26 protein-coding genes are annotated in these 25,942 nt (G+C 66.3%); 6 read left to right on the top strand and 20 right to left on the bottom strand.

Annotated elements, in window-relative coordinates; all coding sequences use genetic code 11:
• Nucleotide 1: 1 nt before the first annotated feature.
• The 9 genes from ACQP1T_RS15370 to ACQP1T_RS15330 all read right to left on the bottom strand — a co-directional run bounded on the left by ACQP1T_RS15370 (nucleotide 2) and on the right by ACQP1T_RS15330 (nucleotide 10,309).
• Complete coding sequence (locus ACQP1T_RS15370) at nucleotides 2-631, bottom strand: DUF1579 family protein (RefSeq protein ID WP_433760906.1); 630 nt, start codon at nucleotides 629-631, stop codon at nucleotides 2-4.
• 155 nt (nucleotides 632-786) lie between these two features.
• Nucleotides 787-1,572: a triose-phosphate isomerase gene (gene tpiA, locus ACQP1T_RS15365; RefSeq protein ID WP_040692066.1), complete on the bottom strand. Its 786-nt coding sequence runs from the start codon at nucleotides 1,570-1,572 to the stop codon at nucleotides 787-789.
• Nucleotides 1,573-1,575: 3 nt separating this feature from the next.
• Entirely contained in the window at nucleotides 1,576-2,790 is a 1,215-nt protein-coding gene (locus ACQP1T_RS15360; RefSeq protein ID WP_433760904.1) for a phosphoglycerate kinase, read from the bottom strand.
• Between the two features lies 1 nt (nucleotide 2,791).
• Nucleotides 2,792-3,811: a type I glyceraldehyde-3-phosphate dehydrogenase gene (gene gap / locus ACQP1T_RS15355; RefSeq protein ID WP_433760903.1), complete on the bottom strand. Its 1,020-nt coding sequence runs from the start codon at nucleotides 3,809-3,811 to the stop codon at nucleotides 2,792-2,794.
• Nucleotides 3,812-4,294: 483 nt separating this feature from the next.
• Nucleotides 4,295-5,278 carry a DNA-binding protein WhiA gene (gene whiA, locus ACQP1T_RS15350; RefSeq protein ID WP_040692075.1) on the bottom strand — a complete coding sequence of 328 codons (984 nt, stop codon included), beginning with the start codon at nucleotides 5,276-5,278 and terminating at the stop codon, nucleotides 4,295-4,297.
• Nucleotides 5,269-6,315 (bottom strand): gluconeogenesis factor YvcK family protein, encoded by a 1,047-nt coding sequence (locus ACQP1T_RS15345; protein ID WP_063043214.1) that lies wholly within the window; start codon nucleotides 6,313-6,315, stop codon nucleotides 5,269-5,271. Before ACQP1T_RS15345 ends, whiA begins: the two co-directional genes overlap by 10 nt.
• Nucleotides 6,312-7,316 carry an RNase adapter RapZ gene (rapZ, locus tag ACQP1T_RS15340; RefSeq protein ID WP_433760901.1) on the bottom strand — a complete coding sequence of 335 codons (1,005 nt, stop codon included), beginning with the start codon at nucleotides 7,314-7,316 and terminating at the stop codon, nucleotides 6,312-6,314. Before rapZ ends, ACQP1T_RS15345 begins: the two co-directional genes overlap by 4 nt.
• An 83-nt stretch (nucleotides 7,317-7,399) precedes the next feature.
• Entirely contained in the window at nucleotides 7,400-9,418 is a 2,019-nt protein-coding gene (uvrC, locus tag ACQP1T_RS15335) for an excinuclease ABC subunit UvrC (RefSeq protein WP_433760900.1), read from the bottom strand.
• A gap of 45 nt (nucleotides 9,419-9,463) precedes the next feature.
• Nucleotides 9,464-10,309, bottom strand: a complete 846-nt coding sequence (locus ACQP1T_RS15330) for a LysR family transcriptional regulator (RefSeq protein WP_433760899.1) — start codon at nucleotides 10,307-10,309, stop codon at nucleotides 9,464-9,466.
• An 82-nt stretch (nucleotides 10,310-10,391) separates the two neighbouring features.
• Here ACQP1T_RS15330 and ACQP1T_RS15325 point away from each other — a divergent pair, with 82 nt between their 5' ends.
• Nucleotides 10,392-11,396, top strand: a complete 1,005-nt coding sequence (locus tag ACQP1T_RS15325; protein ID WP_433760897.1) for a bile acid:sodium symporter family protein — start codon at nucleotides 10,392-10,394, stop codon at nucleotides 11,394-11,396.
• A gap of 10 nt (nucleotides 11,397-11,406) precedes the next feature.
• Here ACQP1T_RS15325 and ACQP1T_RS15320 read toward each other — a convergent pair whose 3' ends face one another.
• Nucleotides 11,407-11,844 (bottom strand): hypothetical protein, encoded by a 438-nt coding sequence (locus ACQP1T_RS15320; protein ID WP_433760896.1) that lies wholly within the window; start codon nucleotides 11,842-11,844, stop codon nucleotides 11,407-11,409.
• A 118-nt stretch (nucleotides 11,845-11,962) separates the two neighbouring features.
• Nucleotides 11,963-12,646, bottom strand: a complete 684-nt coding sequence (locus ACQP1T_RS15315) for an HAD family hydrolase (RefSeq protein WP_433760895.1) — start codon at nucleotides 12,644-12,646, stop codon at nucleotides 11,963-11,965.
• 172 nt (nucleotides 12,647-12,818) lie between these two features.
• Here ACQP1T_RS15315 and ACQP1T_RS15310 point away from each other — a divergent pair, with 172 nt between their 5' ends.
• On the top strand, nucleotides 12,819-14,771 hold the full coding sequence (locus ACQP1T_RS15310; RefSeq protein ID WP_433760893.1) for a gamma-glutamyltransferase family protein: 1,953 nt from the start codon (nucleotides 12,819-12,821) through the stop codon (nucleotides 14,769-14,771).
• 184 nt (nucleotides 14,772-14,955) lie between these two features.
• On the opposite strand, the gene ACQP1T_RS15305 is transcribed toward ACQP1T_RS15310, so the two are convergent.
• The 4 genes from ACQP1T_RS15305 to ACQP1T_RS15290 all read right to left on the bottom strand — a co-directional run bounded on the left by ACQP1T_RS15305 (nucleotide 14,956) and on the right by ACQP1T_RS15290 (nucleotide 18,005).
• Nucleotides 14,956-15,456: a PH domain-containing protein gene (locus ACQP1T_RS15305; protein ID WP_433760891.1), complete on the bottom strand. Its 501-nt coding sequence runs from the start codon at nucleotides 15,454-15,456 to the stop codon at nucleotides 14,956-14,958.
• Between the two features lie 3 nt (nucleotides 15,457-15,459).
• Nucleotides 15,460-15,933 (bottom strand): 6,7-dimethyl-8-ribityllumazine synthase, encoded by a 474-nt coding sequence (gene ribH / locus ACQP1T_RS15300; RefSeq protein WP_062993750.1) that lies wholly within the window; start codon nucleotides 15,931-15,933, stop codon nucleotides 15,460-15,462.
• A 34-nt stretch (nucleotides 15,934-15,967) separates the two neighbouring features.
• Entirely contained in the window at nucleotides 15,968-17,212 is a 1,245-nt protein-coding gene (locus tag ACQP1T_RS15295) for a bifunctional 3,4-dihydroxy-2-butanone-4-phosphate synthase/GTP cyclohydrolase II (RefSeq protein ID WP_040692104.1), read from the bottom strand.
• A gap of 166 nt (nucleotides 17,213-17,378) precedes the next feature.
• Complete coding sequence (locus tag ACQP1T_RS15290; protein WP_433760890.1) at nucleotides 17,379-18,005, bottom strand: riboflavin synthase; 627 nt, start codon at nucleotides 18,003-18,005, stop codon at nucleotides 17,379-17,381.
• Between the two features lie 577 nt (nucleotides 18,006-18,582).
• On the opposite strand from ACQP1T_RS15290, the gene ACQP1T_RS15285 reads away from it, so the two are divergent.
• On the top strand, nucleotides 18,583-19,053 hold the full coding sequence (locus ACQP1T_RS15285) for a hypothetical protein (protein ID WP_433760889.1): 471 nt from the start codon (nucleotides 18,583-18,585) through the stop codon (nucleotides 19,051-19,053).
• Between the two features lie 13 nt (nucleotides 19,054-19,066).
• Here ACQP1T_RS15285 and rpe read toward each other — a convergent pair whose 3' ends face one another.
• Nucleotides 19,067-19,720: a ribulose-phosphate 3-epimerase gene (gene rpe / locus ACQP1T_RS15280; protein ID WP_433762212.1), complete on the bottom strand. Its 654-nt coding sequence runs from the start codon at nucleotides 19,718-19,720 to the stop codon at nucleotides 19,067-19,069.
• Nucleotides 19,721-19,816: 96 nt separating this feature from the next.
• Here rpe and ACQP1T_RS15275 point away from each other — a divergent pair, with 96 nt between their 5' ends.
• The gene (locus ACQP1T_RS15275; protein ID WP_040692115.1) at nucleotides 19,817-20,239 is read left to right on the top strand and encodes an ATP-binding protein; all 423 of its coding nucleotides are present in this window, start codon (nucleotides 19,817-19,819) and stop codon (nucleotides 20,237-20,239) included.
• The gene (locus ACQP1T_RS15270; RefSeq protein ID WP_433760888.1) at nucleotides 20,239-21,093 is read left to right on the top strand and encodes an RNA polymerase sigma factor SigF; all 855 of its coding nucleotides are present in this window, start codon (nucleotides 20,239-20,241) and stop codon (nucleotides 21,091-21,093) included. The genes ACQP1T_RS15275 and ACQP1T_RS15270 overlap by 1 nt, the downstream gene beginning before the upstream one ends.
• A 6-nt stretch (nucleotides 21,094-21,099) precedes the next feature.
• Here the strand turns inward: ACQP1T_RS15270 and ACQP1T_RS15265 are convergent, their stop codons facing one another.
• From ACQP1T_RS15265 to def, 4 genes are all read right to left on the bottom strand, one after another.
• On the bottom strand, nucleotides 21,100-21,441 hold the full coding sequence (locus tag ACQP1T_RS15265) for an MmcQ/YjbR family DNA-binding protein (protein WP_433760887.1): 342 nt from the start codon (nucleotides 21,439-21,441) through the stop codon (nucleotides 21,100-21,102).
• Nucleotides 21,442-21,529: 88 nt separating this feature from the next.
• On the bottom strand, nucleotides 21,530-22,855 hold the full coding sequence (locus tag ACQP1T_RS15260) for an RsmB/NOP family class I SAM-dependent RNA methyltransferase (protein ID WP_433760885.1): 1,326 nt from the start codon (nucleotides 22,853-22,855) through the stop codon (nucleotides 21,530-21,532).
• Between the two features lie 749 nt (nucleotides 22,856-23,604).
• Nucleotides 23,605-24,528, bottom strand: a complete 924-nt coding sequence (fmt, locus tag ACQP1T_RS15255) for a methionyl-tRNA formyltransferase (RefSeq protein ID WP_433760884.1) — start codon at nucleotides 24,526-24,528, stop codon at nucleotides 23,605-23,607.
• Complete coding sequence (def, locus tag ACQP1T_RS15250; RefSeq protein WP_433760882.1) at nucleotides 24,528-25,091, bottom strand: peptide deformylase; 564 nt, start codon at nucleotides 25,089-25,091, stop codon at nucleotides 24,528-24,530. Before def ends, fmt begins: the two co-directional genes overlap by 1 nt.
• A gap of 433 nt (nucleotides 25,092-25,524) precedes the next feature.
• Here def and ACQP1T_RS15245 point away from each other — a divergent pair, with 433 nt between their 5' ends.
• On the top strand, nucleotides 25,525-25,923 hold the full coding sequence (locus tag ACQP1T_RS15245) for a hypothetical protein (protein ID WP_433760880.1): 399 nt from the start codon (nucleotides 25,525-25,527) through the stop codon (nucleotides 25,921-25,923).
• Nucleotides 25,924-25,942: the final 19 nt, after the last annotated feature.

Genomic DNA, 25,942 nt, shown 5'->3' with positions numbered 1-25,942 from the left:
ACTACTTCCGCGTCAGGATCACCCGGTCCGCGATCCGCTCGGCTTCCCCGGGCGGGGCGAAGTAGAGCTCCATGGTCACCCGATCGGCCGACTCCAGCTTGATCACCGTCCGCATCGGAATCGTCTTGCCGACGAACTGCGGACCGAGCACACCCGGATCGGTGAACTCCCCCGCCACCACAATGTCGGCGGCGCCGCCGCTGGCCTTGGCGCCCTTGTAGGTCATCATCATCGGCGTCACGCTGTCCACCGTCGACCATTCGTAGCGGTCGTCGGTGGGCGAATAGCCGAGCGTGCCGAGTCGGTAATACGGCTTGCCGCCGAAGGTGCCCTCGGCCTCCTCCTGCATGAAGTTATCGCCCGTCTTGCCGATCCAGTGCCAGCGCGAGGTGATATCGCTCTTGATCGGATTGTCCGCGGTACCACCCGCGATGTAGGTCGACTTCGCGCCATTCCATTCGCCCACCAGTTGATTCAGCTTCTGGTGCCCGGCATCCTGATTGGTGGGAGCCGCCTCGGAACTCGAGATGATTCCGACCGGTGAGGGGGAATCGTCGGAGCATCCGGCCCCGAACGCGGTCCACGCCATCAGCGTAACCGCGACCAGTGCGCGCGTCTTGGTTGATCTCACGTGAAAGTCCTTGTCGGCCAACTGGATCTACAAACGCGAACAGCATCGCATCCCTGGCACCGGTAGGCCTCACCCCGAGCGGGAAGTCCCGAATGCGAATCAGCCCGGTAGCACGCGATCATGCGTACTACCGGGCTGATTCGAACATTCACCCGTCAGGGCAGCGGACCACCCGCGGCGATCGCGGACAGCGTGGCGAATTCATCGCCCTTGAGCGAAGCACCGCCGACAAGCGCGCCATCGATATCGGTCTGCGCGACCAACTCGCCGACATTCTTGGCATTCACCGAACCGCCGTAGAGCACCCGCACACCCGCCGCGACCTCGGCCGAGGCCAGTTCGACGAGTTCCGCGCGAATCGCGCCGCAGACTTCCTGCGCGTCGGCGGGGGTGGCGACCTTACCGGTGCCGATCGCCCAGACCGGCTCGTAGGCGATGACGATCTTCGAAATCTCTTCCGCCGTCAGACCTTTGAGCGAACCACGCAACTGCTCGAGGTTGTACTCGACATGGGTCTTCGCCTCACGGACATTGAGACCCTCGCCGATGCACACGATCGGGGTGATCCCGTACTTCAGCGCCTGCTTGGTCTTGGCCAGCACGGTGGCGTCGTCCTCGGAGTGGTACTGCCGCCGCTCCGAATGGCCGACGACCGCGAAGGTGCAGCCCAGCTTGGACAGCATCGCGGCACTGATCTCGCCGGTGTACGCGCCCTCGTCATGCGTCGAAACATCCTGCGCACCATAGGTGAGCAGCAGTTTGTCGCCCTCGACGAGGGTCTGCACGCTGCGGATATCGGTGAACGGCGGAATCACCGCGACGTCGACCTTGGCGAAGTACTTCTCCGGCAGCGCGAAGGCGATCTTCTGCACCAGGGCGATGGCCTCGAGATGGTTGAGGTTCATCTTCCAGTTGCCCGCGATGAGCGGTTTGCGTGCCATGGTTCAGTCCTCCAGTACCGCGATACCGGGCAGTTCCTTGCCCTCGAGGTATTCCAGGGATGCACCGCCACCGGTGGAGATGTGCGAGAAACCGTCCTCGGGCAGGCCGAGCGCGCGCACGGCCGCGGCCGAATCGCCACCGCCGACAACCGTGAAGGCACCCTTGCCCGTCGCGGTCACGATCGCCTCGGCGACACCCCGGGTACCGGCGGCGAAGTTCTCGAACTCGAATACGCCCATCGGGCCGTTCCAGAACACCGTCTTCGCCTCGGTGAGCAGTGCCGCGAACCGGTCTACCGACTCGGGACCGACATCCAGGCCGAGCCAGCCGTCCGGAATCTCATGGGCGGGCACAACCTTCGAGTCCGCGTCGGCCGCGAACTTGTTCGCGACGACGATATCGCGCGGCAGGTGGATGACGTCCGCGTAGCGCTCCAGCAGCCCCTTGCAGGTCTCGATCATCTCCTCCTGCAGCAGCGAGGCGCCGACCGAAAGGCCCTGTGCGGCAAGGAAGGTGAAGCACATGCCGCCGCCGATCACCAGGGTGTCGACCTTGGGGGCCAGTGCCTCGATGACGGCCAACTTGTCGGAGACCTTGGAACCGCCGAGCACCACCGCGTACGGGCGCTGCGAGTTCTCGGTCAGCTTGGCGAGCACCTCGACCTCGGCGGCGACCAGCGTGCCCGCGTAATGCGGCAGCAGTTCGGCCACGTCATAGACCGAGGCCTGCTTGCGGTGCACCACGCCGAAGCCGTCGGAGACGAACGCACCGTCATCGCCGACCAACTCGACCAGCGCCGCGGCCAGCTTGGCCCGCTCGGCATCGTCCTTGCTGGTCTCGCGCGGATCGAAGCGCACGTTCTCCAGCAACAGCACATCGCCGTCGGTCAGGCCCTCCGAGCGCGACAGCGCGTCGTAGCCGACGACGTCCCCGGCCAGCTGGACATTGCGGCCCAGCAGTTCGGCCAGCTTCACCGCGACCGGGGCGAGGGAGAACTTCGGATCCGGCTCACCCTTCGGACGGCCCAGATGCGCCGAGACGACCACCTTGGCACCGGCCTCGACCAGCGCACGCAGCGTCGGCACCGAGGCGATGATGCGGCCCGGATCGGTGATCTCGCCGTTCTCGTCGAGGGGGACGTTCAGGTCGGAGCGCACGAGTACGCCCCGACCCTCGACACCCTCGTTCAGCAGATCCTGGAGTGTTTTGACCGCCATGTCAGAGCGACTTGCCGACGAGGCCGATGAGGTCGGCCAGGCGGTTGGAGTAGCCCCACTCGTTGTCGTACCAGCCGACCACCTTCACCTGGTCATCGATGGTCTTGATCAGCGGCGCGTCGTAGATGCACGAATGCGGGTCGGTAACGATGTCGCTGGACACGATCGGGTCCACGTTGTACTTCAGGATGCCCTTCAGCGCACCTTCGGCGGCTGCCTTGTAGGCGGCATTGATCTCATCGATCGAGGCCGACTTGCTCAGGGTCACGGTGAGGTCGGTGACCGAGCCCGTCGGGACCGGGACGCGCAGGGCGTAGCCGTCGAGCTTGCCGTTGAGCTCCGGAAGCACCAGGCCGATGGCCTTCGCGGCGCCGGTGCCGGTCGGCACGATGTTCAGCGCGGCGGCGCGGGCGCGGCGCAGGTCGCCGTGCGGACCGTCCTGCAGGTTCTGGTCCTGGGTGTAGGCGTGGATGGTGGTCATCAGACCACGCTCGATGCCGAAGTTGTCGTTGAGTACCTTCGCCAGCGGGCCGAGGCAGTTGGTGGTGCAGGACGCGTTGGAGATGATGTTCTGGCTGCCGTCGTACTTGTCGTCGTTGACGCCCATGACGACGGTCAGGTCCTCGCCCTTGGCGGGCGCGGAGATGATGACCTTCTTGGCGCCCGCGGCGATGTGCCCCTTCGCCTTGGTCGCGTCGGTGAAGATGCCGGTGGATTCGACGACCACGTCGACGCCGAGGTCACCCCACGGCAGCGCGGACGGGCCCTCCTTGATGGCCAGCGCCTTGATCCGCTGGTCGCCCACCACGATGGTGTCGTCGCCGTCCAGCGACACATCCTGCGGCAAGCGGCCCAGGATCGAGTCGTACTTGAGCAGCGTCGCCAGCGTCGCGTTGTCGGTGAGGTCGTTGACCGCGACGATCTCGATGTCGGTGGTGCCGAGCGCCTTCTGCGCCTCCACCGCCCGGAAGAAGTTACGTCCGATACGGCCGAAGCCGTTGATGCCAACCCGGACAGTCACGTTATCGCTCCTCAGCTTTCAAGCGGATTCATTCCGATGCCATAAAACACAGTAGTGCCCGAGCTGTGTTCGATTTGCAGCGCCTCCGGCGCTGCGTGTTCGCGGCCCCTCGGTGTCTCGGGGCTGACCCTTTCGAGCGACCTGCGAGCAGTCGCTAGCGGTGCCGTCGAGACTCGCGCCTACGGCGCATGCGCTTCGACGACTCGGCTGTCTTCGATGGCCGCGCCTGCGGCGCGGACGCGAGACGGGCCGTGAACGTCGCTCGTAAGACTCGTTCTGTGGCAGTCGACCAAGCCGGAACGGGACCACGAGAACAGGCCGTCGTGCAGCGAGTTGATTGCTATCGGATAACTCTGCCGTGGTGGCCCGAACTACCGCGCTCATTACGCCGCAGGTGAGCATCACTGATATCCGTCGTCGAGACGCATAGACATGTAACGTCCGCTCGAATCTAATCGCCGCCCCGTGGGACGGCGATTCGACTCACGCTTCGTCGAGCAGTTCGGCGGTGACGGCCGATTCGGTATCGGGCACCCCCAGCTCCTTGGCTCGGCGGTCCGCCATCGACAGCAGCCGTCGAATCCGGCCCGCCACAGCGTCTTTCGTCATCGGCGGATCGGCGAGCTGGCCGAGTTCCTCCAGCGAGGCCTGCCGGTGCTGCACCCGCAACTTGCCCGCCGCGGCCAAATGATCGGGCACCTCATCGCCCAGAATCTCCAGTGCGCGTTCGACTCTCGCGGCAGCGGCGACCGCCGCACGGGCCGAACGGCGCAGATTCGCATCATCGAAATTGGCCAGGCGGTTCGCGGTGGCCCGCACCTCGCGGCGCAGCCTGCGCTCCTCCCAGACGATCCGGGTGTCCTGCGCGCCCATCCTGGTCAGCAGCGCACCGATGGCCTCGCCGTCGCGCACCACGACCCGATCGGTGCCGCGCACCTCGCGTGCCTTGGCGGTGATGCCGAGCCGCCGAGCCGCACCGACGAGTGCCAGCGCGGCCTCCGGACCGGGGCAGCTGACCTCAAGCGCCGAGGAACGACCCGGTTCGGTGAGCGAGCCGTGCGCGAGAAACGCTCCGCGCCAAGCGGCTTCGGCATCGCCGATGCTGCCGCCGACCACCTGGGCGGGCAGACCGCGCACCGGACGGCCGCGCACATCGAGCAGACCGGTCTGTCTGGCCAGCGCCTCGCCCTCCTTGGACACCCGCACCACATAGCGCGAGGTCTTGCGCAGACCACCCGCACCGAGCACGTGCACATCGGAGCCGTAGCCGTACAGTTCGAAGATCTCCCGCCGTAGCCGGCGCGCGATGGAACCCATATCCACCTCGGCCTCGACGATCACCCGCCCGCCGACGATGTGCAGACCGCCCGCAAACCGCAGCAGCGCAGACAGTTCCGCCTTGCGGGAACTCACCTGCGAGACCGTGAGCCTGCTCAGCTCGTCCTTCACTTCGGCTGTCATCGCCACGAGACGCGCTCCTTTCCACCCAACCCGGAACGCACATCCTGGCCCATGTGCCGTCCCTCGACTCGAAGCCCTGCCATATGTGGCCGAGGTTGCCGGATCAGCTGATCCAGTGCGGCGGCAAGCTTTCCGGGGTGATGCCGGTCGGTTCCCGCTTCGGCGACATCGGAGAAGGTTACTCGCGCCCGCAATTGTTCGGCAGCCCTGGCCACATGTTCTCTTTCGCGACCCTCCGGCACCGACCCGGAATCGACCAAAACCTCGTCGACCACGAATTCCGGTGCGTGCTGGGACAATACATGGAGATGGCGTTCCGCGGAGAAACCCGCCGTTTCTCCCGGCTCCGCGGCCAGATTCAGCACCAGAACCTTGCGCGCCCTGGTATACACCAGCGCGTCACGCAATTCGGGCACCAGCACATGCGGAATCACGCTGGTGAACCAGGAACCCGGGCCGAGCACAACGACATCGGCGTGTTCGATGGCCGAGGTCGCCTCCGGACTGGCGGGCGGATCGGACGGAATCAGCCGCACGCGCCGCACCTTACCCGGTGTCGTCGCGATGGCGACTTGTCCGCGGATACAGCGGCTCACCCGCGGATCCGCTTCGAGCCCGGAAACATCCGCCTCGATATCGAGCGCGATCGGCGACATCGGCAGCACCCGTCCGGTGATACGCAACATTTTGGCGACCTCGTCGAGCGCGGCGACCGGATCACCGAGCACTTCGGTCAGCCCCGCGAGGATCAGATTGCCGACCGAATGTCCGGCCAGCGCGCCGGTGCCACCGAAGCGATGCTGCACGGTGCGCGTCCACACATCGTCGCCGTCCGCGGCCAGCGCCGCCAGGGCCATCCGCAGATCGCCGGGCGGTGGCACACCGAGTTCCGCGCGTAGTCTGCCCGATGAACCGCCGTCGTCGGCGACGGTCACCACCGCGCTGATCTTTCTGGTCAGCCGCCGCACCGCGGTGAGCGTCGCGTACAGCCCGTGCCCGCCACCGAGCGCAACTATGGCGGGATCCGATTCCCACCCGGTCATTCGCGCCCCAGATCCCGGTGCACAACTCGCACGACATCGGCCGGACCGGATTCCCCGGTCTCCGAGCCGATCAGCTCGCCGAGCGCCTCGGCTATCGCAACGCTGCGGTGTTTACCTCCGGTGCAGCCCACTGCCACCGTCATGTATCGCTTCCCCTCTTGGCGGTAACCATTCGTCGTCAGGTCGACCAGGTGGTGGCAGGTGCTCAAGTAATCTGCCGCGCCGGGACGCGACAATACATACTCGCTGACCACGGTCTCCTGTCCCGAATGTTCCCGAAGTTCCGGTATCCAATGCGGATTGGGTAGAAAACGCACATCCAACACCATGTCCGCATCGAGTGGAACCCCATACTTGAATCCGAACGACTGCACGGTCAGCTGCAGTGCGGTGGGCGCGCCGCCGCCATAGGCCTCCTCCAACTTGCGGTGCAGCTGGTGGATCGAGAGTTCGGTCGTGTCGATCACCAGGTCGGCCGCCGTTTTCACGGCGGAAAGGCGAATCCGTTCGGCCGCGATGCCCGCCGAGAGCGTACCGTCGGCGCTTTCGCTCTGCAGCGGGTGGCGCCGGCGCGCGAAGCCGAAGCGCCGGATCAGCACGTCATCGGAGGCCTCCAGGAACAGGATCCTGGTCGGCACGCCCGCGGACCGCAGCTGATCGGTGACGGCCGAGAGATCGCCGGTGAAGAAGCGACTGCGCACGTCCATGACCAGCGCGAGGCGGCGAATCGGCGGTTCGGCGGAGGCGCCGAGTTCCACCATCCGGCCGATCAGCTCGGGCGGCAGGTTATCGGTGACATACCACCCCAGATCCTCGAGTACGCGGGCCGCGGTGCCGCGCCCCGCGCCGGATAGGCCGGTGACGATGACCACCTCGACCTTTGGCTGCGATGGGTTGCCGTCGCCGCGTTCGACAGGTGCGCCGAGGGTGCCCGCGGGGCCGGTCCGCCCAGCGGTCGACCGCGGGCTGCCCGCACTGTTGTTCGATTCGACGCGTGTCATTTCCTACCGGATCCGTGTCAGGGTGCCTGTCGATCATCCCGCACCGGTTCCGGTATCGGGCGCAGACACACAACGTAGGTGTCTTATTCCTCCCGCAATGCGGCCAAAACGGCCTTCGCGGTCGCCACACCGATGCCGGGCACCTCGATGATCTGCTCGACCGTAGCCTCCTTCAGTTTGGCAACCGATCCGAAATGGGTGACGAGCGCGGTCCGGCGGGACTCGCCGAGCCCGCGCACCGAGTCCAATGCGGATGCGGTCATCCGGCGCGAGCGTTTGCTGCGATGGAAGGTGATGGCGAAGCGGTGCGCCTCGTCGCGCACTCGTTGCAGAAGATATAGCGACTCGCTATTGCGCGGCATGATCACCGGATCGCTCTCCCCCGGCACCCACACTTCTTCGAGCCGTTTGGCCAGACCGATCACCGCGACATCGGTGATGCCGAGTTCGTCGAGGACCTCCGCGGCGGCCGCCACCTGGGGTGCGCCGCCGTCGACCACATAGAGATTGGGCGGGTAGGCGAACTTCCGCGGACGGCCGGTGCGTGGATCGATGCCGGGGCGTGAGGTGAGTTCGAGGCCGTCGTCGGCGTGCCCGTTGTCCTGACCGGATGCCAGTTCCTCGGCCGCCAGCTCATCGCGTTCGCGGCGCAGGCGATAGAACCGCCGCCTGGTCACCTCCGCGATACTGCCGACATCGTCGGAGCGACCCTCGCCCGCGGCCTCCTTGATCGCGTAGTGGCGATACTCGGACTTGCGCGGCAGGCCGTCCTCGAACACCACCAGCGAAGCCACCACATCGGTGCCCTGCACGTGGCTGATATCCACACACTCGATTCGTAGCGGCGCGCTGTCGAGATCGAGGGCATCTTGAATGTCTTGCAGCGCAGCAGATCTCGAGGTCAGATCGCCCGCGCGCTTGAGTTTGTGCTGGGCCAGCGCCTCCATCGCATTGCGCTGCACGGTTTCCGCGAGCGCCTTCTTGTCACCGCGCTGGGGCACCCGCAGACGCACCGCCGAGCCACGTAGTCTGCTCAGCCATTCCTGCACCTGTTCGGCATCGGCGGGCAGTTCCGGTACCAGCACCTCGCGCGGCACCGCGGTGGCCGGTTGTTCGTCCTCACCCTGTTCGGCCATCGCGGCCTGCTCACCATAGAACTGGGTGAGAAACTGCTCGACCAAAGCCGCGACCTCGCCACCGGCCTCCTGACCGTCGATAGCGTCGCCGGACTTGTCGACCACCCAGCCGCGCTGACCGCGCACCCGGCCGTCACGGACGTGGAAGATCTGCACCGCCACCTCGAGCTCATCGATGGCGAAGGCGACCACATCGGCGTCGGTGCCGGTGCCGAGCACGACGGCCTGCTTCTCCAGTGCCCGCCGCAGCGCTTGGACATCGTCGCGCAGCCGCGCGGCCGTTTCGAAGTCCAGGTCCTCGGCGGCGTCGTGCATCCGGCGCTCCAGGTCGCGCACCATGCGGTCGGTGCGCCCGGCCAGGAAGTCGCAGAAGTCCTCGACGATCCTGCGATGCTCGTCGGCATCCACCCGGCCGATGCACGGCGCCGAGCATTTGTCGATATAGCCGAGCAGGCACGGCCGCCCGATCTGGTTGTGCCGCTTGAAGACTCCGTTGGAGCAGGTGCGTGCGGGAAAGACCCGCAGCAGCAGATCGAGGGTCTCCCGGATGGCCCAGGCATGCGCGTACGGGCCGAAGTACCGCACCCCCTTCTTGCGCGCGCCGCGATAGACGAACAGGCGCGGGTACTCCTCGTTCAAGGTGACCGCCAGCACCGGATACGACTTGTCGTCCCGATACCGCACGTTGAATCGCGGATCGAACTCCTTGATCCAGTTGTATTCCAGCTGAAGGGCTTCCACCTCGGTGGAGACCACGGTCCATTCGACGCAGGCCGCCGTCGTGACCATCTGCTTGGTCCGCGGATGCAGCGAAGCCACATCGGCGAAGTACGAATTCAACCTGCTGCGCAGGCTCTTCGCCTTGCCGACATAGATCACACGCCCGTGCGCGTCCCGGAATTTGTAGACACCGGGTTCAACGGGAATCGTGCCCGGCTTCGGCCGGTAGGTCGCGGGATCTGCCACGAATCCAAGCCTATCCACCGGCTCCGACACATCCGCACGGGCGGCTCAGCCGAAGCGGCGGGCACTGGCGACGATCGCGTCGCACAGCGCCCGCTCCGGCGCGGACAGGACGGTGCGGCGTCGCATCAGGACGAATTCGAGGTCGCCGAGGGTCGGGAGTCGCGCGTCGGCGAGCCTGTGCAGACCGTCCGGGATCAGGGTTTCGGCATGCACGATGACACCGAGACCGGCGAGGACGGCGGCGCGCAGGCCGAGCTGGCTGTCGCTGGTGCAGGTCACCCGCCAGGTCCGGGCGTCACGTTCGAGGGCCTGCAGTGCGATGCGACGGGTGAGACTGGGTGGCGGATAGGTCACCAGCGGGACCGGATCGTCCAATTCCGTTGTGACCGAACGGCCCGCCCACACCAGGCGATCGCGCCAGAGCAGTTCGCCGTGCCGTTCACCTGGCAGCCGTTTACCGACGACGAGGTCGAGTTCGCCGGTTTCCATCCGGGTTTTCAGATTTTCGCTGAGGCCGACGGTGAGCTCCAGATCGACGCCAGGATGGGTGCGCTGGAATTCCAACAGTACATCGGGGAGTTCGCGGGCCATCACATCGTCGGAGGCGCCGAGACGGATCAGGCCGGTGAGGGTTGAGTCGGAGAAGTAGCGCTCGGCCTGGCCCTGCGCGTCGAGGATGGTGCGGGCGAAGCCGACCATGGCCGCGCCGTCGGCGGTCAGCGCGAGATTGCGGGTGTCGCGGCGGAACAATTCACGGCCCGCGGCCTTCTCCAAGCGGGCGATGTGGCCGCTGACGGTGGACTGACGCAGGCCAAGGATGCGACCGGCAGCGGTGAAGCCGCCCGCGCGTTCGACGGCGAGGAAGGTGCGCAGCAGTTCGGATTCGAACACGGTGCAATTATCACAGTTTGCGTTTACAGATATCGCTCTGAACGCCTACTGCGTTCAATTGACCGAGTCGTAGTTTCGAGGGGTGAAGTTCCTCGCCAAACTCCGTATCGACGCGTTCATGCTCGGCATCCTGGCCAGTGTCGCGGTGGCCGCGCTGTTGCCCGCGCGGGGTGTGGCGGCCGATGCGCTCGACTGGATGACCAAGGTCGCGATCGGTGTGCTGTTCCTTTTGTACGGCGCCAGGCTCGAGCCTCGGGAGGCGCTCGCCGGATTGCGGCATTGGCGATTGCATACGACGGTGCTTGCGATGACCTATCTGATCTTCCCGCTGATCGGGCTGGCGTCGCATGTGCTGGTGCCGTCGGTGCTGACCGGCGATCTCTACACCGGGGTGCTGTTCCTGTGTCTGGTGCCGTCGACGGTGCAGTCATCGATCGCCTTCACCTCGATTGCGCGCGGGAATGTGGCGGGCGCGGTGGTCAGCGCGTCGCTGTCGAATCTGATCGGCGTCTTCGCGACCCCGCTGCTGGTCATGCTGTTGATGGACACCACCGGCAATGCGACCGTATCCCCCACTGCGATCCTCGCGATCGTCGTTCAGTTGCTACTGCCCTTCCTGGCAGGCCAACTCTTGCGTCCCCGGATGACCTGGCTGCTGCGGCATGCCACGGTGACCAGGGCGGTCGATCGCGGTTCGGTCTATCTCGTCGTCTACGCCGCCTTCGGCGCTGGCATGGTGGAGCACATCTGGAGCGGCATTTCGCCGCGCGCGCTACTGGCGACCGTGGCGGTTTGCGCAGGCATTCTCGCCGTGGTCCTGACGATTACCACCTTCGGCAGCCGCCTCCTGGGCTTCTCCCGGCCCGATCGAATCGTCAGCGTGTTCTGCGGTTCGAAGAAGAGCTTGGCCACCGGGCTCCCCATGGCCTCGGTCCTGTTCGCGGGCCATCCGGTCGGCCTGATCGTGTTGCCGCTCATGGTCTTCCACCAGATTCAGCTGTTGACGTGCACTGTGCTCGCCCAGCGCTACGCACGATCAGCGCAGTCCGATCTCGTGACCGCGCAGCCGTCCGCACAACCGGCGTGATCCGAGGTGTTCACCACTCGGAGTCCGCGACCCGGATGTCGAACCACGCCTTGGCTTCCGGTCGCCACAGCTGGTAGATGATCGTCGCCGACGCACCCAGCGTGAAGAGGACGACCACCAACCGGGCCAAGTCCGGGACGGCCTCGACGTGAATCCGCAACACGGCGACGGACTGCAGCATGACCGACACGATCGCGACTCGCCGCACCAGCCGCCCACGGCCGAAGACGAGTACCGCGAGGCCGAGCGCCCAACTGCAGCAGAATTGCACGGCAACGGATCTGGCCGCCTCGTCCCCGGCGATCAGGCCCATGACGACCGGGTACGCGAGGCCGAAGCCCGCAAGTCCCAATGCGGCCTCTCTGGCCGCGCGGACCGATTCGGGCAGACCGGCGGGCCGCGCCGTCCGCGTGGCCGACGATTCGAAATATGCCTCGGCTTCATACATGGCCACTCCCCGTCGAGCTTGCGCACCGCGATGTGGTGGGCGTCACAGCAAGCTAATTCAGTTCGGGGACATCGACATTCAGGAATGGCAGAGTGTGTCACAGGTCACATAATGCACACTAGGCCAGTTCGTGCCGCCGCAGCACCTCGAGCAGACCTTCGGCGCGCTCCACCGTCGGCAGCGGATCGACCAGCGCGAAACCGCAGCCCGCCGCCACCGCGCCGCCATCGGTCACCGCACTGTCACCGACCATCAGCGCCGATTCGGGACGCACACCGAGCTGTTCCACCGCGGCCAGGAAGATCCGCGGATCCGGCTTCACCGCACCGACTTCGAACGACAGCGTATGCGCGGCGACGAGGCGATCCCATCCGTTGGCGGCGAAGGCCGGGCGGATATCGAAGGCGATATTACTTACCACCGCCACCGGAATATCCTGTGCCGCCAGGGATTTCAGCACGGCACCGGTATCCGGATAAGGCGTCCACACCAACGGGTCGAGCATCCAGTGGTAGAGCCGCTCGATCAACGCCGGTGTCGGCAGCCCGGCTTGTCGCAGCACCTCGCGGTACGCGGTGCGGTGCATTGCCGGATCCAGATCTCGCCGCTCCCAGGCGAGCCGGCCCGCGGCATCGAAGACCGCACCGTCACCGACCGGTCTCGTCATCCGATCCAGGATCGCGGCCTGTTGCGACCGGTCCAGCGGTTTGCCATCGGGACCGACCAGATCGGCCCAGGTTTCATCGGGTTCCAGCCGGAAGAGCGTGCCGGAGAAGTCGAACAACACCGCCTCGATCGCCACCGTGCCAGGTTACCGACTGCTGCCGCCGAGCGGCGCCGCAGCGCTCATCCCCCAGAAATCGCATCCGAATGGGCGCTCAATGCAATTGTCCGCTAACCGTTTTCGCTGAGCTCACCAGGACTGGGCAGCGGATTTCCCGCGATGCTCGGCGATCGGCGATACAGTGCCGTCCATGAGTGGCACGCGAAGAATCTGGGTCAGCGCCGCGGCGGCGCTCACGCTCATCGTCGGCATTGTCAGCGGATGTTCATCCGATGACGCACCGGCGAACGCGGCGTGTAGTGCGACGCCGAACGGGACCCCGGTGGTCGCCACCTCAGCGGGTGCCGCACCCGGCGGGACCAAGGATCTGAGCACCAATCCCGAGATCGCGACCGGCTACCGGTCCGATATGACGGCGGTGCGCACCAAGACCTACGCGGTGTCGACGGCCAATCCGGTCTCCACCAAAGCCGCCTGTGAGGTACTGAGCAACGGTGGCACGGCCGCGGATGCGCTCATCGCGGCGCAGATGGTGCTCGGATTGGTGGAGCCGCAGGCCTCCGGCATCGGCGGCGGCTCGTTCATGCTCTATTACGACGCGGCCAGCAAGAGCGTGGAGGCGTATGACGGTCGGGAGATCGCTCCCGCGGCGGCGACCGAGAACTATCTGCGCTGGGTCAGCGATACCGATCGGACCGAGCCGAAGCCGAGCGCCCGTGCGAGCGGCCGCTCGATCGGCGTGCCCGGTGTCTTGCGCATGCTGGAACTGGCGCATCGCGAGCACGGCAAGACCGCTTGGCGGGACCTGTTCGAACCGGCCATCGGACTGGCCGATCGCGGCTTCCCGATCAGTCCGCGCCTGGCGGGCCAGATCGCCGAATCCGCCAAGGATCTCGCCGTGGACGAGTCCGCGAAGTCCTACTTCCTCAACCCGGACGGCACCCCGAAGCGGGCCGATACCGTGCTGACCAACCCGGCGATGTCCAAGACCTTGAACGCCGTTGCCGCCGACGGCGCGAATGCCTTCTACACCGGTGCGATCGCCCATGACATCGTCGATGCGGCCGCGGCCACCGCGGGCGGGCGCACCCCGAGCCTGATCACCGCCGGCGACCTCGCCGGATATCAGGCCAAGAAGCGGAGTGCGCTCTGCACGAATTACCGCACCCACGAGATCTGCGGCATGCCCAGCCCGTCCTCGGGCGGCATAACCGTCGCGGCCACCCTCGGCATCCTGGAGAACTTCGACCTGTCCGCGCTGAAGCCGGACAATATCGACCGCAACGGCGGCAAGCCGAAGGCCGAAGCGGTGCATCTGATCTCGGAAGCCGAGCGGCTCGCCTACGCCGACCGGAACAAGTACGTCGCCGATACGGATTTCATTCCGCTACCGGGTAATTCGCCGCAGACACTGCTGAACAAGGATTATCTGAAGCAGCGCGCCGGTCTCATTGATCCCGGCCACAGCATGGGCACCGCGCAGCCCGGCGATTTCGGCCCGGTGCCACTCGGCGTCGGCCCGCAATCGCCCGAACACGGCACCAGCCATATCTCGGTGGTCGATAAGTACGGCAACGCGGCCTCGATGACCACCACGGTCGAATCGGCCTTCGGATCGTTCCATCTCGTCGACGGATTCGTGCTGAACAACCAGCTCACCGACTTCGCCGCCGATCCGCTCGGCACCGATGGGGCTCCCGTCGCCAATCGCGTGCAGCCGGGTAAGCGCCCGCGCAGCTCGATGAGCCCGACGCTGGTCTTCGACCACAATGCCGACGGCTCGCGCGGCGACCTGACCCAGGTCGCCGGGTCCCCCGGCGGCTCGGTAATCATCCAGTTCGTCGTGAAAGCCCTGATCGGCGTCCTGGATTGGGGCCTGGACCCACAGCAGGCGGTCTCCGCGGTCGCCTTCGGCGCCGGGAACAGTCCGGCCACCGGCGTCGGCGGCGAGCACCCCGCCATCAATGCCACCGATAACGGCGATCACGATCCACTGGTCCTGCGCCTGCGCGAACTCGGCCATCAGGTCTCGGTCGCCCCGCAATCCAGCGGCCTCAGCGCACTGCAACGTGACGGCACCGAAGGCTGGATCGGCGGCGCGGATCCCAGACGCGAAGGCGCCGTCCTCGGCGACACCCGCTGACCTGCGGCTGCTCTATCCGGTCTGCGGCACCGGATAGAGCATCGGCCGTCGTCGAGCGCCAGGTCGCCCTGCCCGAATCCCAGAAACAGCGGTAAGGCCTTCCGGCGAACCGCAATCGGCAGAAGTAGGTCATGAGCGGATCGTCAGCGCATGCCTCGTCGGCACGATGGCATCCGGCTGCCGACTACTTTTCGGCGGCGGTGTATTTCGCGCCGAGTGCGCGCAGCTTATCCAGGGCCTCGACGGCACGTTGCTTGTCGTTGGAGCGGATTGCCATCAGGGGGACGTAGTCGTCGTCGACGAGTTCGAGACGGGCCCAGGATTTTCGGTCCGGGAAGGACACGCCGCGAATATATTCCCACGGGAATTCGGTGTCACCCAGGATGTTTCGTACCGATACACCGCGCTTACCGACACGCACGCGCGGCCGGGTCAGCAGGAGCACCGCCGCCGCACCGAGCACGCCGATGCCGATCATCGCGAACTGGTCCGCGAGCCGGAAGTTCACACCAGTCGAACCGTGCCGCAACAGGATGCCGCCCGCGGTGAAACCGGCGACAAGCAGCACCGCCACGGTCCATGCGGTCCGCACCGCGCGATGCGGCCGCACCTCGAGCTCCCACTCGCCGGAGCCCGATTCGGCGGCCGCGGCCGGGCCTCTACGCCAGATGCGAACTACCGGCATGGTCTACGGCCGCAGAGCGCGCAGCGTCAGCGCGGCATCGAGCGCTGCCGCGGCGGCCTGTTCGCCCTTGTTCTCGGCTGAACCCGGCAATCCAGCCCTGTCCAGCGCCTCCGCCTCGTTATTGGTGGTCAGCACACCGTTGGCCACGGGCGTACCCGCATCGAGCGACACCCGCGTAAGACCGGCGGTCACCGCATCACAGACGTATTCGAAATGCGGTGTGCCGCCACGGATCACCACGCCGAGCGCGACCACCGCGTCGTGCGAGCGGGCCAATTCCTGAGCGACCACCGGAAGTTCCATCGCACCCGCGCACCGGACCACGGTGATGTGCTCGACGCCCGCATCCTTGGCCACCCGCTCCGCATTCGCGACCAATGTGTCGCAGATCTGGGTGTGCCAGCGCGAGGCGACGATACCGAGCTTCAGATCCTTGGCATCCGACAGCTCGAAGCTGGGTACGCCGGTCCCACTCATCGATATCCTTTCCGGGCCGCGTCGAGGTGCGAAATCACTGTGCGGTCTCGCCGAGATCGAGTTCGTCCAGGCCGATCAGGTCGTGTCCCATCCGGTCCCGCTTGGTGCGCAGGTACCGCAGATTTTCGGCGTTGGCGCGCAACGGCATCGGCACCCGCTCGGTGATCTTCAGCCCGTAGCCGTCCAGTCCGACGCGCTTGGCCGGATTGTTCGTGAGCAGGCGCATGGACCGAATCCCGAGATCGACCAGGATCTGCGCGCCGGTGCCGTAGTCGCGGGCGTCGGCGGGCAGGCCGAGCTCCAGATTCGCATCGACGGTGTCGTGGCCCGAATCCTGTAGCTGGTAGGCCTGCAACTTGTGCATCAGCCCGATGCCGCGACCCTCGTGTCCGCGCATATAGAGAACGACACCGCGACCCTCCTGGGCAACCATCTCCAGTGCGGCGTCCAACTGCGGACCGCAATCGCAGCGCAGCGAACCGAAGACATCACCGGTGAGGCATTCCGAATGCACCCGCACCAGCACGTCGTCACCGTCATCGATATCGCCGCGCACCAGCGCGACATGTTCGACATCGTCGTAGATGCTCTGATAGCCGACGGCTTTGAATTCGCCGTGCGCCGTGGGGATCCTGGCCTCGGCGACCCGAATGACCTGCTTCTCGTGCTTGCGCCGCCAGGCGATCATTTCCGCGATGGAGATCAGCGCCAGGTTGTGCTCGTCGGCGAAGACGCGCAGCTCCTCGGTGCGGGCCATATGGCCCTCGTCCTTCTGGCTGACGATCTCGCAGATGACACCGGCTGGCTGCAGTCCGGCCATCCGCGCCAGATCGACCGCGGCCTCGGTGTGGCCGGGGCGGCGCAGCACACCGCCCTCCTTGGCGCGCAACGGAACCACGTGACCGGGACGGGTCAGATCGTCGGCCTTCGCATTCGGGTCGGCGAGCAGTCGCATAGTAGTGGCACGGTCGGCGCCGGAGATACCGGTGGTGATGCCCTCGCGCGCATCGACCGACACGGTGTAGGCGGTGCCGTGCTTGTCCTGGTTCTGCGCGTACATCGGCGGCAGGCCGAGCCGATCGCAGTCCTCACCGGTGAGCGGCACACAGATATAACCAGAGGTGTAGCGAATCATGAAGGCGACCAGCTCGGGGGTCGCCTTTTCCGCCGCGAAGATGAGGTCGCCCTCGTTCTCGCGGTCCTCGTCGTCGACGACGACGACCGCCTTACCGGCGGCGATATCGGCGACTGCGCGCTCGATGGTGTCGAACCTGGTCACGTCTGTTGTGCTCCATCTCGAAATAGGTGCCTCATTACAGTAGTCCACGGGTTGAGGCGAACCCCGACCGCTCGCTCAGCCACCACGGAGCGAGTCTTGCGAGCGACCGTTCGCGGCCCGTCTAGCGTCCGAGTGGCCGAAGCGCATGCGCCGCAGGCGTGGCAAATCAGACAGAGCGCTGTTGGAGCCGTTCGACGTACTTGGCGATGACATCGACTTCCAGGTTCACCTTGGTACCGACGGCGGCGGCACCGAGGTTCGTCATGGACAGGGTGGTCGGGATCAGCGAGACCTCGAACCAGTCCCGATTGCCGTCGGCGGCGGGCGCGTCGGCGATGCCGAGGCCCGAGACGGTCAGTGAGATGCCGTCGACAGTGATCGAACCCTTCTCCACTACGTAGCGGGCGATCGCGTCGGGCAGCGAGATCCGCACGACCTCCCAGTTCTCCGAGGGCGTGCGGGTGAGCACGGTGCCGGTGCCGTCGACGTGCCCCTGCACGAGGTGGCCGCCGAGCCTGCTGTTCAGCGCGGCCGCACGCTCGAGATTCACCCGCGAGCCCGTGCCGAGTCCGCCGATGCTGGAACGGTTCAGTGTCTCCTGCATCACGTCGACGGTGAACGAATCGCCGTCGACCACATCGACGACGGTCAGGCAGACGCCGTTGACGGCGATCGAATCACCGTGCCCGGCATCGGAAGTGACCAGCTTGCCCCGGATCGTCAGCCGAGCGGCATCGGCCAGCTCTTCGGTGGCGACGATCTCGCCGAGTTCCTCGACGATGCCTGTGAACATGCGGTGACTCCCTGTCGCGTCGTTTATACGGTTGCCGAACAGCCGGGAACCGGCGACTATTCCCGTCGGTACGCCGATCCCTCCTCAGCCTAACGACGCCGGGTCGTAGACAGCACCGCGGTTCCATCCAGCGGTCGGCGGAAACCCTGGTTCGGCAAGTCAGTGGGTAAGCAGACCGCAGGGCACCACAGGGCACGCCGAACCAGCGGCAATTATTTTTCCGAGCGAAATGGTGCGCATCCGTGCGGAAATACAGCCTTTTCCCGGTGCCGATAATTGTTCATTCCCATTTCCGGAACCCCACGAATGGATATCACCTGCCACGCATGGTGTCGAACAGGTCTTAATACCCAGCCGAGACACGATTACACCAAAACCTTGCGCGGGACCGAAAATGGTCGCAAGATTGTTATGTAGCTGATTCCTATCGTTCAACTTCGACCCGAGCAGTTGTAGTGCGGAACGGATCTACCCGGTGCGACGCGGTCCGGCGAGTTCGACCCAGGAAAATCCACCACTCGAGGAAGCCAGATACAGCAGTGGGTCAAATCAGGTTCGACACTAATGGGGGTGCAGCGTGACCACTCTTGTCGATTCGACGCTGGAAGTTCGCTGTGTGCAGTACCGGCGCGAATTTCATCTGCCAGCATCGATCGACCCGACGTCGCGCCGCATCCTGCTCCATATCGGCACCCATTACGGCGCGATCACGATGCCCGCCGATCTGGGCGAACAGGTGCAACAGCAGCTCATCCGGGCACAGATCGCCGCACCGGTGGTGCATCACCCGCGAGCCGAGCGCTGGACCTTCATCACCGGCCCGGCCCGGCCCGATACCCTCAGCGCCGCGGTCTCCGCGCAACTTTTCCGGCTCTATGCGACCGTCGCCTGCACCGGGAGTCAGGTCGTGCTGCCCTCACCGGATGACGAGCGCACCGGCTATCGCACCTGGGTCCAGCCGCCGGAGACCGCGACGACACTGCCACCGCTCAGTGCGGTGATCGAGGCGACGCGGGCCATCGGCAGCCGGAAAGTGCCCGCCCGCTAGGAGATTCGCGCCCCTACGAGCGCAGCGCGGCGGCCTGCTGCCGAAGCTTTTCGACGGTCGCGCCCGGATCGGCGGTGTTGTAGACCGCGGATCCGGCGACGAAACAATCGATGCCCGCCTCCGCGGCGGCCTCGATCGTGTCGGCGTTGATGCCGCCGTCGATTTCCACGATCAAACGCAGTTCGCCCGCGTCCACCAGTTGACGCACGATCCGCGCCTTTTCCAGCACACCCGCGATGAACGACTGGCCACCGAAGCCCGGTTCCACGCTCATCACCAGCAGGGTGTCGAAGTCGCGCAGGATTTCCAGATACGGCTCGATCGGTGTATTCGGCTTCACCGAAAGACCGGCCTTGGCGCCGGCCGCGCGAATATCGCGCGCCACCGCGATCGGATCGTCGGTCGCCTCGGCGTGAAAGGTGACGTTGTACGCACCCGCCTCCGCGTACGGCGGAGCCCAGCGGCCCGGATCATCGATCATCAGATGGCAGTCGAGCGGAATGTCGGTGGCCTTCAACAGACTTTCGACCACCGGGAGCCCGAGAGTGAGATTCGGCACGAAGTGCGCGTCCATCACATCGACATGCAACCAATCGGCGCCATGCACTGCTTTCGCCTCATCCGCCAGGCGTGCGAAGTCGGCGGCGAGGATGGACGGGGCGATCATCGGCGTGGTCGGGCGCGTAAACGTCGAAGAGGACACATCGCGGGAGCTTACCGGTACCTAGGGTTGCTCCGGCCGGGAGTGGGTAGCCTGCATAGGGTGATCAACATTTCGGCGGAACAGGGGCTCTACAGCACCCCGGTGGAGATTCGGGTGGCTGCGTCGGTGACGCAGCTGCCGATCGTGCGCGGGCTCGCCGAAACACTGGTGCTGCTCAGCGATTTCACCCTCGATGAGGTGGCCGATATCCGGCTGGCCGTCGACGAGGTGTGCTCGACGCTGATCGCGGTCGCGGCACCGGCGACCAGCCTGCACTGCCGGTTTACCGTGGGTGACACCGAATTGCTCGTCAAGGTGACCGGCCTCGCCGGGACGGAGGGGCTGCCGGATCAGCGCAGCTTCGGCTGGCATGTGCTACGCACCCTCACCGATGAAGTACAGGCGACACAGGACCCGTTCGACTCGGCCGCATCCGGATATCCGACGACGGTGGAGTTCCGTCGGGTCCGGGGGAAAGCGTAGTGGCGGACGAGAACACCGTGTCCGACGCCGAGCAGGACGACACCGAGCCCGTACTGACCGAAGAAGCCGCAGAGGAAGTCGAAACCCTCCAGGCCTCCGGCGCGGGGTATGACGATGTCGGCGCGCTGTTCGAGCAGCTCGCCGCCAGCAAACCGGGTACCGCGCGGCATACCGCATTGCGTGCCGAGCTGATCAGTCGATGCATTCCGCTCGCGGATCACATCGCCCGCAAATTCAGTGGGCGCGGCGAGCCGTTCGACGATCTCACGCAGGTCGCGCGGGTCGGTTTGGTGCACGCGGTGGACCGATTCGATATTTCGCGCGGCTCGAACTTCCTGTCCTTCGCGGTGCCGACGATCATGGGTGAGGTACGTCGCTATTTCCGCGACAACACCTGGGCCATGCGGGTACCGAGACGGGTCAAGGAGACCCACCTGCGCATCGGCGCGGCCATCGACGCGCTCTCGCAATCCCTGGGCCGCTCCCCGACCGCGAAAGAGATTGCGGCCGAACTCGATGTGGATCCCGACGAGGTTACCCAGGCCGTCATCGCCGGCAATGCCTACCAGCCGAGCTCCATCGATGCCGCCTCACTCGGACGCGATACCGAGGCATCGCTGCTGGACACCCTCGGCGAGGAGGAGTCGCAATTCGACCGGGTGGAGGAGTATGTCGCGATCCGTCCGCTGCTCGCCGGACTGCCGGAGCGCGAACGCCGCATCCTCACCATGCGGTTCTTCGAATCGATGACGCAGACCCAGATCGCCCAACGTATGGGTATCTCGCAGATGCACGTTTCGCGCATTCTCGCGAAAACCCTTGCCCGCCTGCGCGAACAGTCAGCCCGCGACTGAGCGGGGTCAGCGTGCCCGCTGTTCGCGCAGCTTCGCGGGCGCCGACAACCACCAAGCGGCGTCGAGCAGCTCGCGGAGTTGATCGGGCTCGATCCGGTCGAGGTCGATGAGGATGTAGGGATATCCGTCGTAGTGCGGGGTGGTGAAGAAGGCCGGGTCGCCGGAAGCGAGCACGACCTCCTTCTCCGCCATCTCGCACAGCAGCACCAGCCCGCCCTCGGCTTCGGACCGCAACCGGGCGAATCCCTTACCGCTCACTGTCAGCCCGGGGCTGCGCCACCATGTGGATTCCGCCACCTCGGGAAGTGCGGTCGCCAGCGCCACCACCTGCTCCCATGTCATCGCCATGCGATCAGTCTGCGGCGCCGTCGGTGCCTGTGGCTTGGACGAATGTCGCCGCCGACTTCACAGAACGCTGGGCGCCGCCGATCAGGTGCTATTCGGCGGGTTTGCGTAGCGCAGCGAGGAACATGGCGTCGGTGCCGTGGCGGTATGGCCAGAGTTGGGCGCCAGGGCCGTCGCCGACATCCGTGACGCCCGGGAGGAGGTCACGGGTGTCGAGTTGAACGGCGCCGGTGCGGCGGACGGCGTCCGCGACCACCGCGACGGTCTCCAGGAGATGTGGCGAGCAGGTCGAGTAGAGGACCACGCCACCGGGCCGCAGCAGATCCCATGCGGCGGCGAGGAGTTCGCGTTGCAGGACAACCAGTTCGGCGACATCGGCCGGGGTGCGCCGCCAACGGGCCTCCGGGCGACGGCGCAGGGCGCCGAGGCCAGTGCACGGGGCGTCGACGAGAATGCGGTCGTAGCCGGGGGTGAGGCCGCTATTGCGGCCGTCGGCGACGTGCACGTCGACGGGTAGGTCGTGGACGGTCTTGCGGACGAGTTCGGCACGGTGTTCGGCCGGTTCGACCGCGTCGACGCGATGACCGTCGATGGCGGCGATCGCGCCGAGCAGGGCCGCCTTGCCGCCGGGTCCTGCGCACAGGTCGAGCCAGCGGCCGTTGTCCGGACCGTCCAGTTCCGCGCGAGTCAGCGCGAGCGCGACGAGTTGACTGCCCTCGTCCTGCACTGCCGCCATACCTTCGCGCACGGGTTCCAGCTTGCCGGGGTCGCCACCGCCGTCGAGGTAGACCGCATACGGCGACCACTTGCCCTCTTCGCCGCCGGTCACCAAGGCCAGTTCCTCGGCGGTGATATCGCCGGGACGAGCGACCAGATGCACGATCGGACGAGCATCGTCGGCCGCCAGCACATCCCGCAGCTCCCCGGCCCGCGCGCCGAGCGCGTCCGCGAAGGCCTGCGCGATCCACACCGGATGCGCGAATTCGAATGCCAACCGCCCCACCGGATCTCGCGGCGCGAGTTCATCCACCCACTCGTCGACGGACTTCTCCCCCGCCCGCCGCAGCACCGCATTCACGAAACCTGCCTTGCCCGCCCCGAATTCCGTGCGCGCCAACGCCACCGAGGTATCCACCGCCGCATGCGCCCCGATCCGAGTGCGCAGCAACTGATACACCCCGAGCCGCAGCACATCCAGCAGCGGCCCATCGATCTCGTCGACCGGCCGCCCAGCGCCCGCCGCGATCACCGCGTCGAGCAACCCGAGCGAACGACAGGCTCCGTAGGTCAGCTCGGTCGCCAACGCCGCATCCCGCCCCGAAATCCGCCGGTCCCGCAGCAGCCCCGGCAGCACCAGATTCGCGTAAGCCTCCCGCTCCCGCACCGCCCGCAGCACATCCCGTGCGACGATCCGCACCGGATCGCCATGTGCGGCCGGATCCTTTTGCCGCCCACGACCTTTCGGTGGGTCGACACGCCTGTCCGAAGCGCCGCCGGCCCGGCCGCCTGCGCCTGCCGCAGCCGAACCCCGCGCACGATTCGAACCCCGCTCGCCACCCCCAGCCTGTCGTCCCTCGTTCGATCCGGCCGAACTGGACTTCGCCGGGCGGTTGGCCCGCCGCTGCCCACCGGACGCCCCCTCGCCTCGACCCGCCGATGCGGATCTCGATCCAGCTGAACGGCTCTCACTCCGCGCACTGTCCGCGTTCCCGGCGCCCTCCGCGCCGCGATCCCGCCAGCCAGATGAGCCTGCGGAACGTCCAGTGCCCGGACGATTATCGCCAGACTGTCGCGCGGCCCGTGGGCTGTCATCCGGTGCCGAAGACCGCCTTGTCGCATCGCCACGCCGCGCCGGATCGTCCTGCCCGCCAGCGCCGCCCTGCCATCCACCGCGCGTCGAGCCTTTGCCCTGCGCCGAGGTCGCCCTTTTGCGCTGCGACGAACCGTCCCCCGATGATGCCGACTTGCGCTGTTCGGTCATATTCCGCCGCTCTGCTCGGGTCCGCGGCGCATCGCCACGAATCTGGTCGGTGCGCCACGGCCGGGCTTCGTCGTCGCGCCGCATGGCTTGCGAATTCTTCTGTTGTGCACCACTTTTCGCTGACGTCGCGCGGGCGAGCCAACCGGCGTCGACGGATTTCTCGGTGGACTTGCGATTCGGTGTCGTCACAGGACCACCGCGCCCGGCTGCAGGCGCGCGCCGCGGGCCCAGTCGAGGGCGGACATCATGCGTTTGCCTTGTGGCTGAACCTGATCGAGGCGGACCGCCGTGGTCGCCGTGCCGACGAAGACGCCGGACTTGCGGACCTCGATCGCCCGTTCCGGCAGGACTTCCTCGACCATCTCGACGGGACCGACCTTCAGACGGGTGCCGTTCACCTCGGTCCAGGCACCTGGTGCGGGGGTGACCGAGCGAATGCGGCGGTTGATCGCCAACGCGGGCTGATCCCAGCGGATATGTCCGGCCTCGACCGGCACCTTGGGGGCGTAGGAAACACCGTCATTCGGTTGCGGAACCGCTTGCAGCGTCCCGTCTTCCACACCGTCGAGTGTCTTCTCGAGCAGTACCGCCCCGGTGTTCGCGAGCCGGTCGAGTAGCGCGCCCGTGGTATCGGTCACCGCGATCTTCTCGGTCACCACACCGAAAACCGGGCCGGTATCCAAGCCCGCCTCGATCTGAAAAGTGGACGCGCCGGTGATCTCGTCGCCCGCGTCGATCGCCGCCTGCACCGGCGCCGCGCCACGCCAGGCGGGCAACAGCGAGAAGTGCAGATTGATCCAGCCGAAGCGCGGAATGTCGAGCACCTGCTGCGGCAGCAGCGCACCGTAGGCAACCACCGGACAACAGTCGGGCGCCAATTCGGTGAGCTGCTCGATGAATTCGGGCTCGGCGGGACGCCGCGGCGTCAGCACCGGAATGCCGTGCTCGTCGGCGAGCCGCCCGACCGGCGACCGCTGCACCTTGCGCCCGCGCCCGGCGACGGCATCGGGACGGGTCAGCACGGCGAGCACCTCGTGCCGCTCCGAATCGATGAAACGCTGCAGTGACGGGACCGCCGGTTCCGGTGTGCCCGCGAAGACAATGCGCATCAGCGGGCCCGCCCGAACGGTCCGGCCTCGGTCGAGCCGAGCGCACGCGAACTGCGCACGGTGACACCCGCGCTGAACCAATCGGATTCACGAATGGTGCGCATGGCCTCCTTGCGCTGCGCGGGATCGAGTCGATCGATGAACAGCACACCGTCCAAATGATCGGTCTCGTGCTGCACGCAGCGGGCCAGCAGGCCCTCGGCCGCGAATTCCACCGGTTTGCCGTCCATATCGACACCGGCGGCGCGCACCCGCAGCGCACGCCGCGTGTCATAGCGCAGGCCCGGAATCGACAGGCAGCCCTCGGGCCCGACCTGCTCCTCCGCACCGACCACCGCATAGGTCGGATTGATCAGATGCCCCCTGGCGTCCTCGGTGTCGTAGACGAAAACCCGCAGACCGACACCGATCTGCGGCGCCGCCATCCCCACCCCGCCGTCATCGTGCATGGTCTCGGTCAGGTCGGTGACCAACTGCCGCAGCTCACGATCGAATTCGGTGACCTCCGCCGCACGTGATCGCAGGATGGGATCGCCGAAGAGGCGAACGGGCTGAATTGTCACGGCGGCGGCTCCCCAAAACGATGAACACGGTCGATTCATTCTAGAGAGCGACGCTGTTCACACGGATCTCCCCGACCGAACGGGAGAAAGCTGGTAGAACTCCAGTGCGGTCCGGGCGGGGTGTTCACCCCTCCGCCCGGCCGCCCGCAGACCCACTCGTCGGCAACCCGGAGTCGCCTTTCGCCTGTGGCTCACCTGCCGTTCGACGACACGTCATGGCATTTCACGACCGAAACCAGCGCGGCTGCGCCACAAACGCCATGGCCGGTCCGCGTCGAATGTCTTCGTAACAGCGAGCCGCACACCGTCGACCTGTGGCTTCGACGTGCGTGCGGCGACCTCGGCATCCAAGGCATCCGATCGCATATTTCCGCAGTTCCGGGGTGGTCGAGTGGCGTTAGGGTGAAAGGGGGTGAGTGCGAGGAGTCGAAAGATGAGCACCACCGTTGTGATCGTGATCGTTGTCGTCGTCTTGGTCATTTTGCTGCTGGCCGGCGCATGGGTGTTGCAGCGCAAGCGGCGCGAACACCATCGGGTCGAAGCCGCGAGCATCCGTGACCGCGCGGCGGAACGGGAATTCGAGGTCGGTCAGCGAGAAGCGCGGGCGGAAGAGATTGCCGCCAGCAGCCGGGCGGCGCAGGCAGAAAGCGAGATCAAGGCGGCGCAGGCGGAACAGCTCGCCCAGCAGGCGCATGTGCATCACAGCGAGGCCGCGGATTCGCGAACCGAGTTGGACAAGGAATGGGAACGCGCGGATAAGGTCGATCCGGACGCGAAGTCAGGTGAGAAGCAGCAAGGAGCTGATCCCGGACAGCCGACCCACAATCCCTGATATCGATCCTGGTCAGCAG

Origin of the sequence: Nocardia sp. CA-135398 (genome assembly GCF_050955845.1) — a bacterium.
In the GTDB taxonomy this organism is placed as follows: Bacteria; Actinomycetota; Actinomycetes; order Mycobacteriales; family Mycobacteriaceae; genus Nocardia.
The sequence above is the reverse complement of the archived record's forward strand: the minus strand, read 5'-3'. Positions and strand labels throughout refer to the sequence as shown.

Excerpts from the sequence above, each read along its gene's own strand:
- ACQP1T_RS15360 (WP_433760904.1), bottom strand. The coding sequence starts at position 2,790 with ATGGCGGTCAAAACACTCCAGGATCTGCTGAACGAGGGTGTCGAGGGT.
- tpiA (WP_040692066.1), bottom strand. The coding sequence starts at position 1,572 with ATGGCACGCAAACCGCTCATCGCGGGCAACTGGAAGATGAACCTCAAC.
- ACQP1T_RS15245 (WP_433760880.1), top strand. The coding sequence starts at position 25,525 with ATGAGCACCACCGTTGTGATCGTGATCGTTGTCGTCGTCTTGGTCATT.
- rapZ (WP_433760901.1), bottom strand. The coding sequence starts at position 7,316 with ATGACACGCGTCGAATCGAACAACAGTGCGGGCAGCCCGCGGTCGACC.
- ACQP1T_RS15290 (WP_433760890.1), bottom strand. The coding sequence starts at position 18,005 with ATGTTCACAGGCATCGTCGAGGAACTCGGCGAGATCGTCGCCACCGAA.
- ACQP1T_RS15345 (WP_063043214.1), bottom strand. The coding sequence starts at position 6,315 with ATGACCGGGTGGGAATCGGATCCCGCCATAGTTGCGCTCGGTGGCGGG.
- fmt (WP_433760884.1), bottom strand. The coding sequence starts at position 24,528 with ATGCGCATTGTCTTCGCGGGCACACCGGAACCGGCGGTCCCGTCACTG.
- rpe (WP_433762212.1), bottom strand. The coding sequence starts at position 19,720 with ATGATCGCCCCGTCCATCCTCGCCGCCGACTTCGCACGCCTGGCGGAT.
- ACQP1T_RS15265 (WP_433760887.1), bottom strand. The coding sequence starts at position 21,441 with ATGGCGATGACATGGGAGCAGGTGGTGGCGCTGGCGACCGCACTTCCC.
- ribH (WP_062993750.1), bottom strand. The coding sequence starts at position 15,933 with ATGAGTGGGACCGGCGTACCCAGCTTCGAGCTGTCGGATGCCAAGGAT.
- ACQP1T_RS15310 (WP_433760893.1), top strand. The coding sequence starts at position 12,819 with ATGAGTGGCACGCGAAGAATCTGGGTCAGCGCCGCGGCGGCGCTCACG.
- ACQP1T_RS15305 (WP_433760891.1), bottom strand. The coding sequence starts at position 15,456 with ATGCCGGTAGTTCGCATCTGGCGTAGAGGCCCGGCCGCGGCCGCCGAA.
- ACQP1T_RS15320 (WP_433760896.1), bottom strand. The coding sequence starts at position 11,844 with ATGTATGAAGCCGAGGCATATTTCGAATCGTCGGCCACGCGGACGGCG.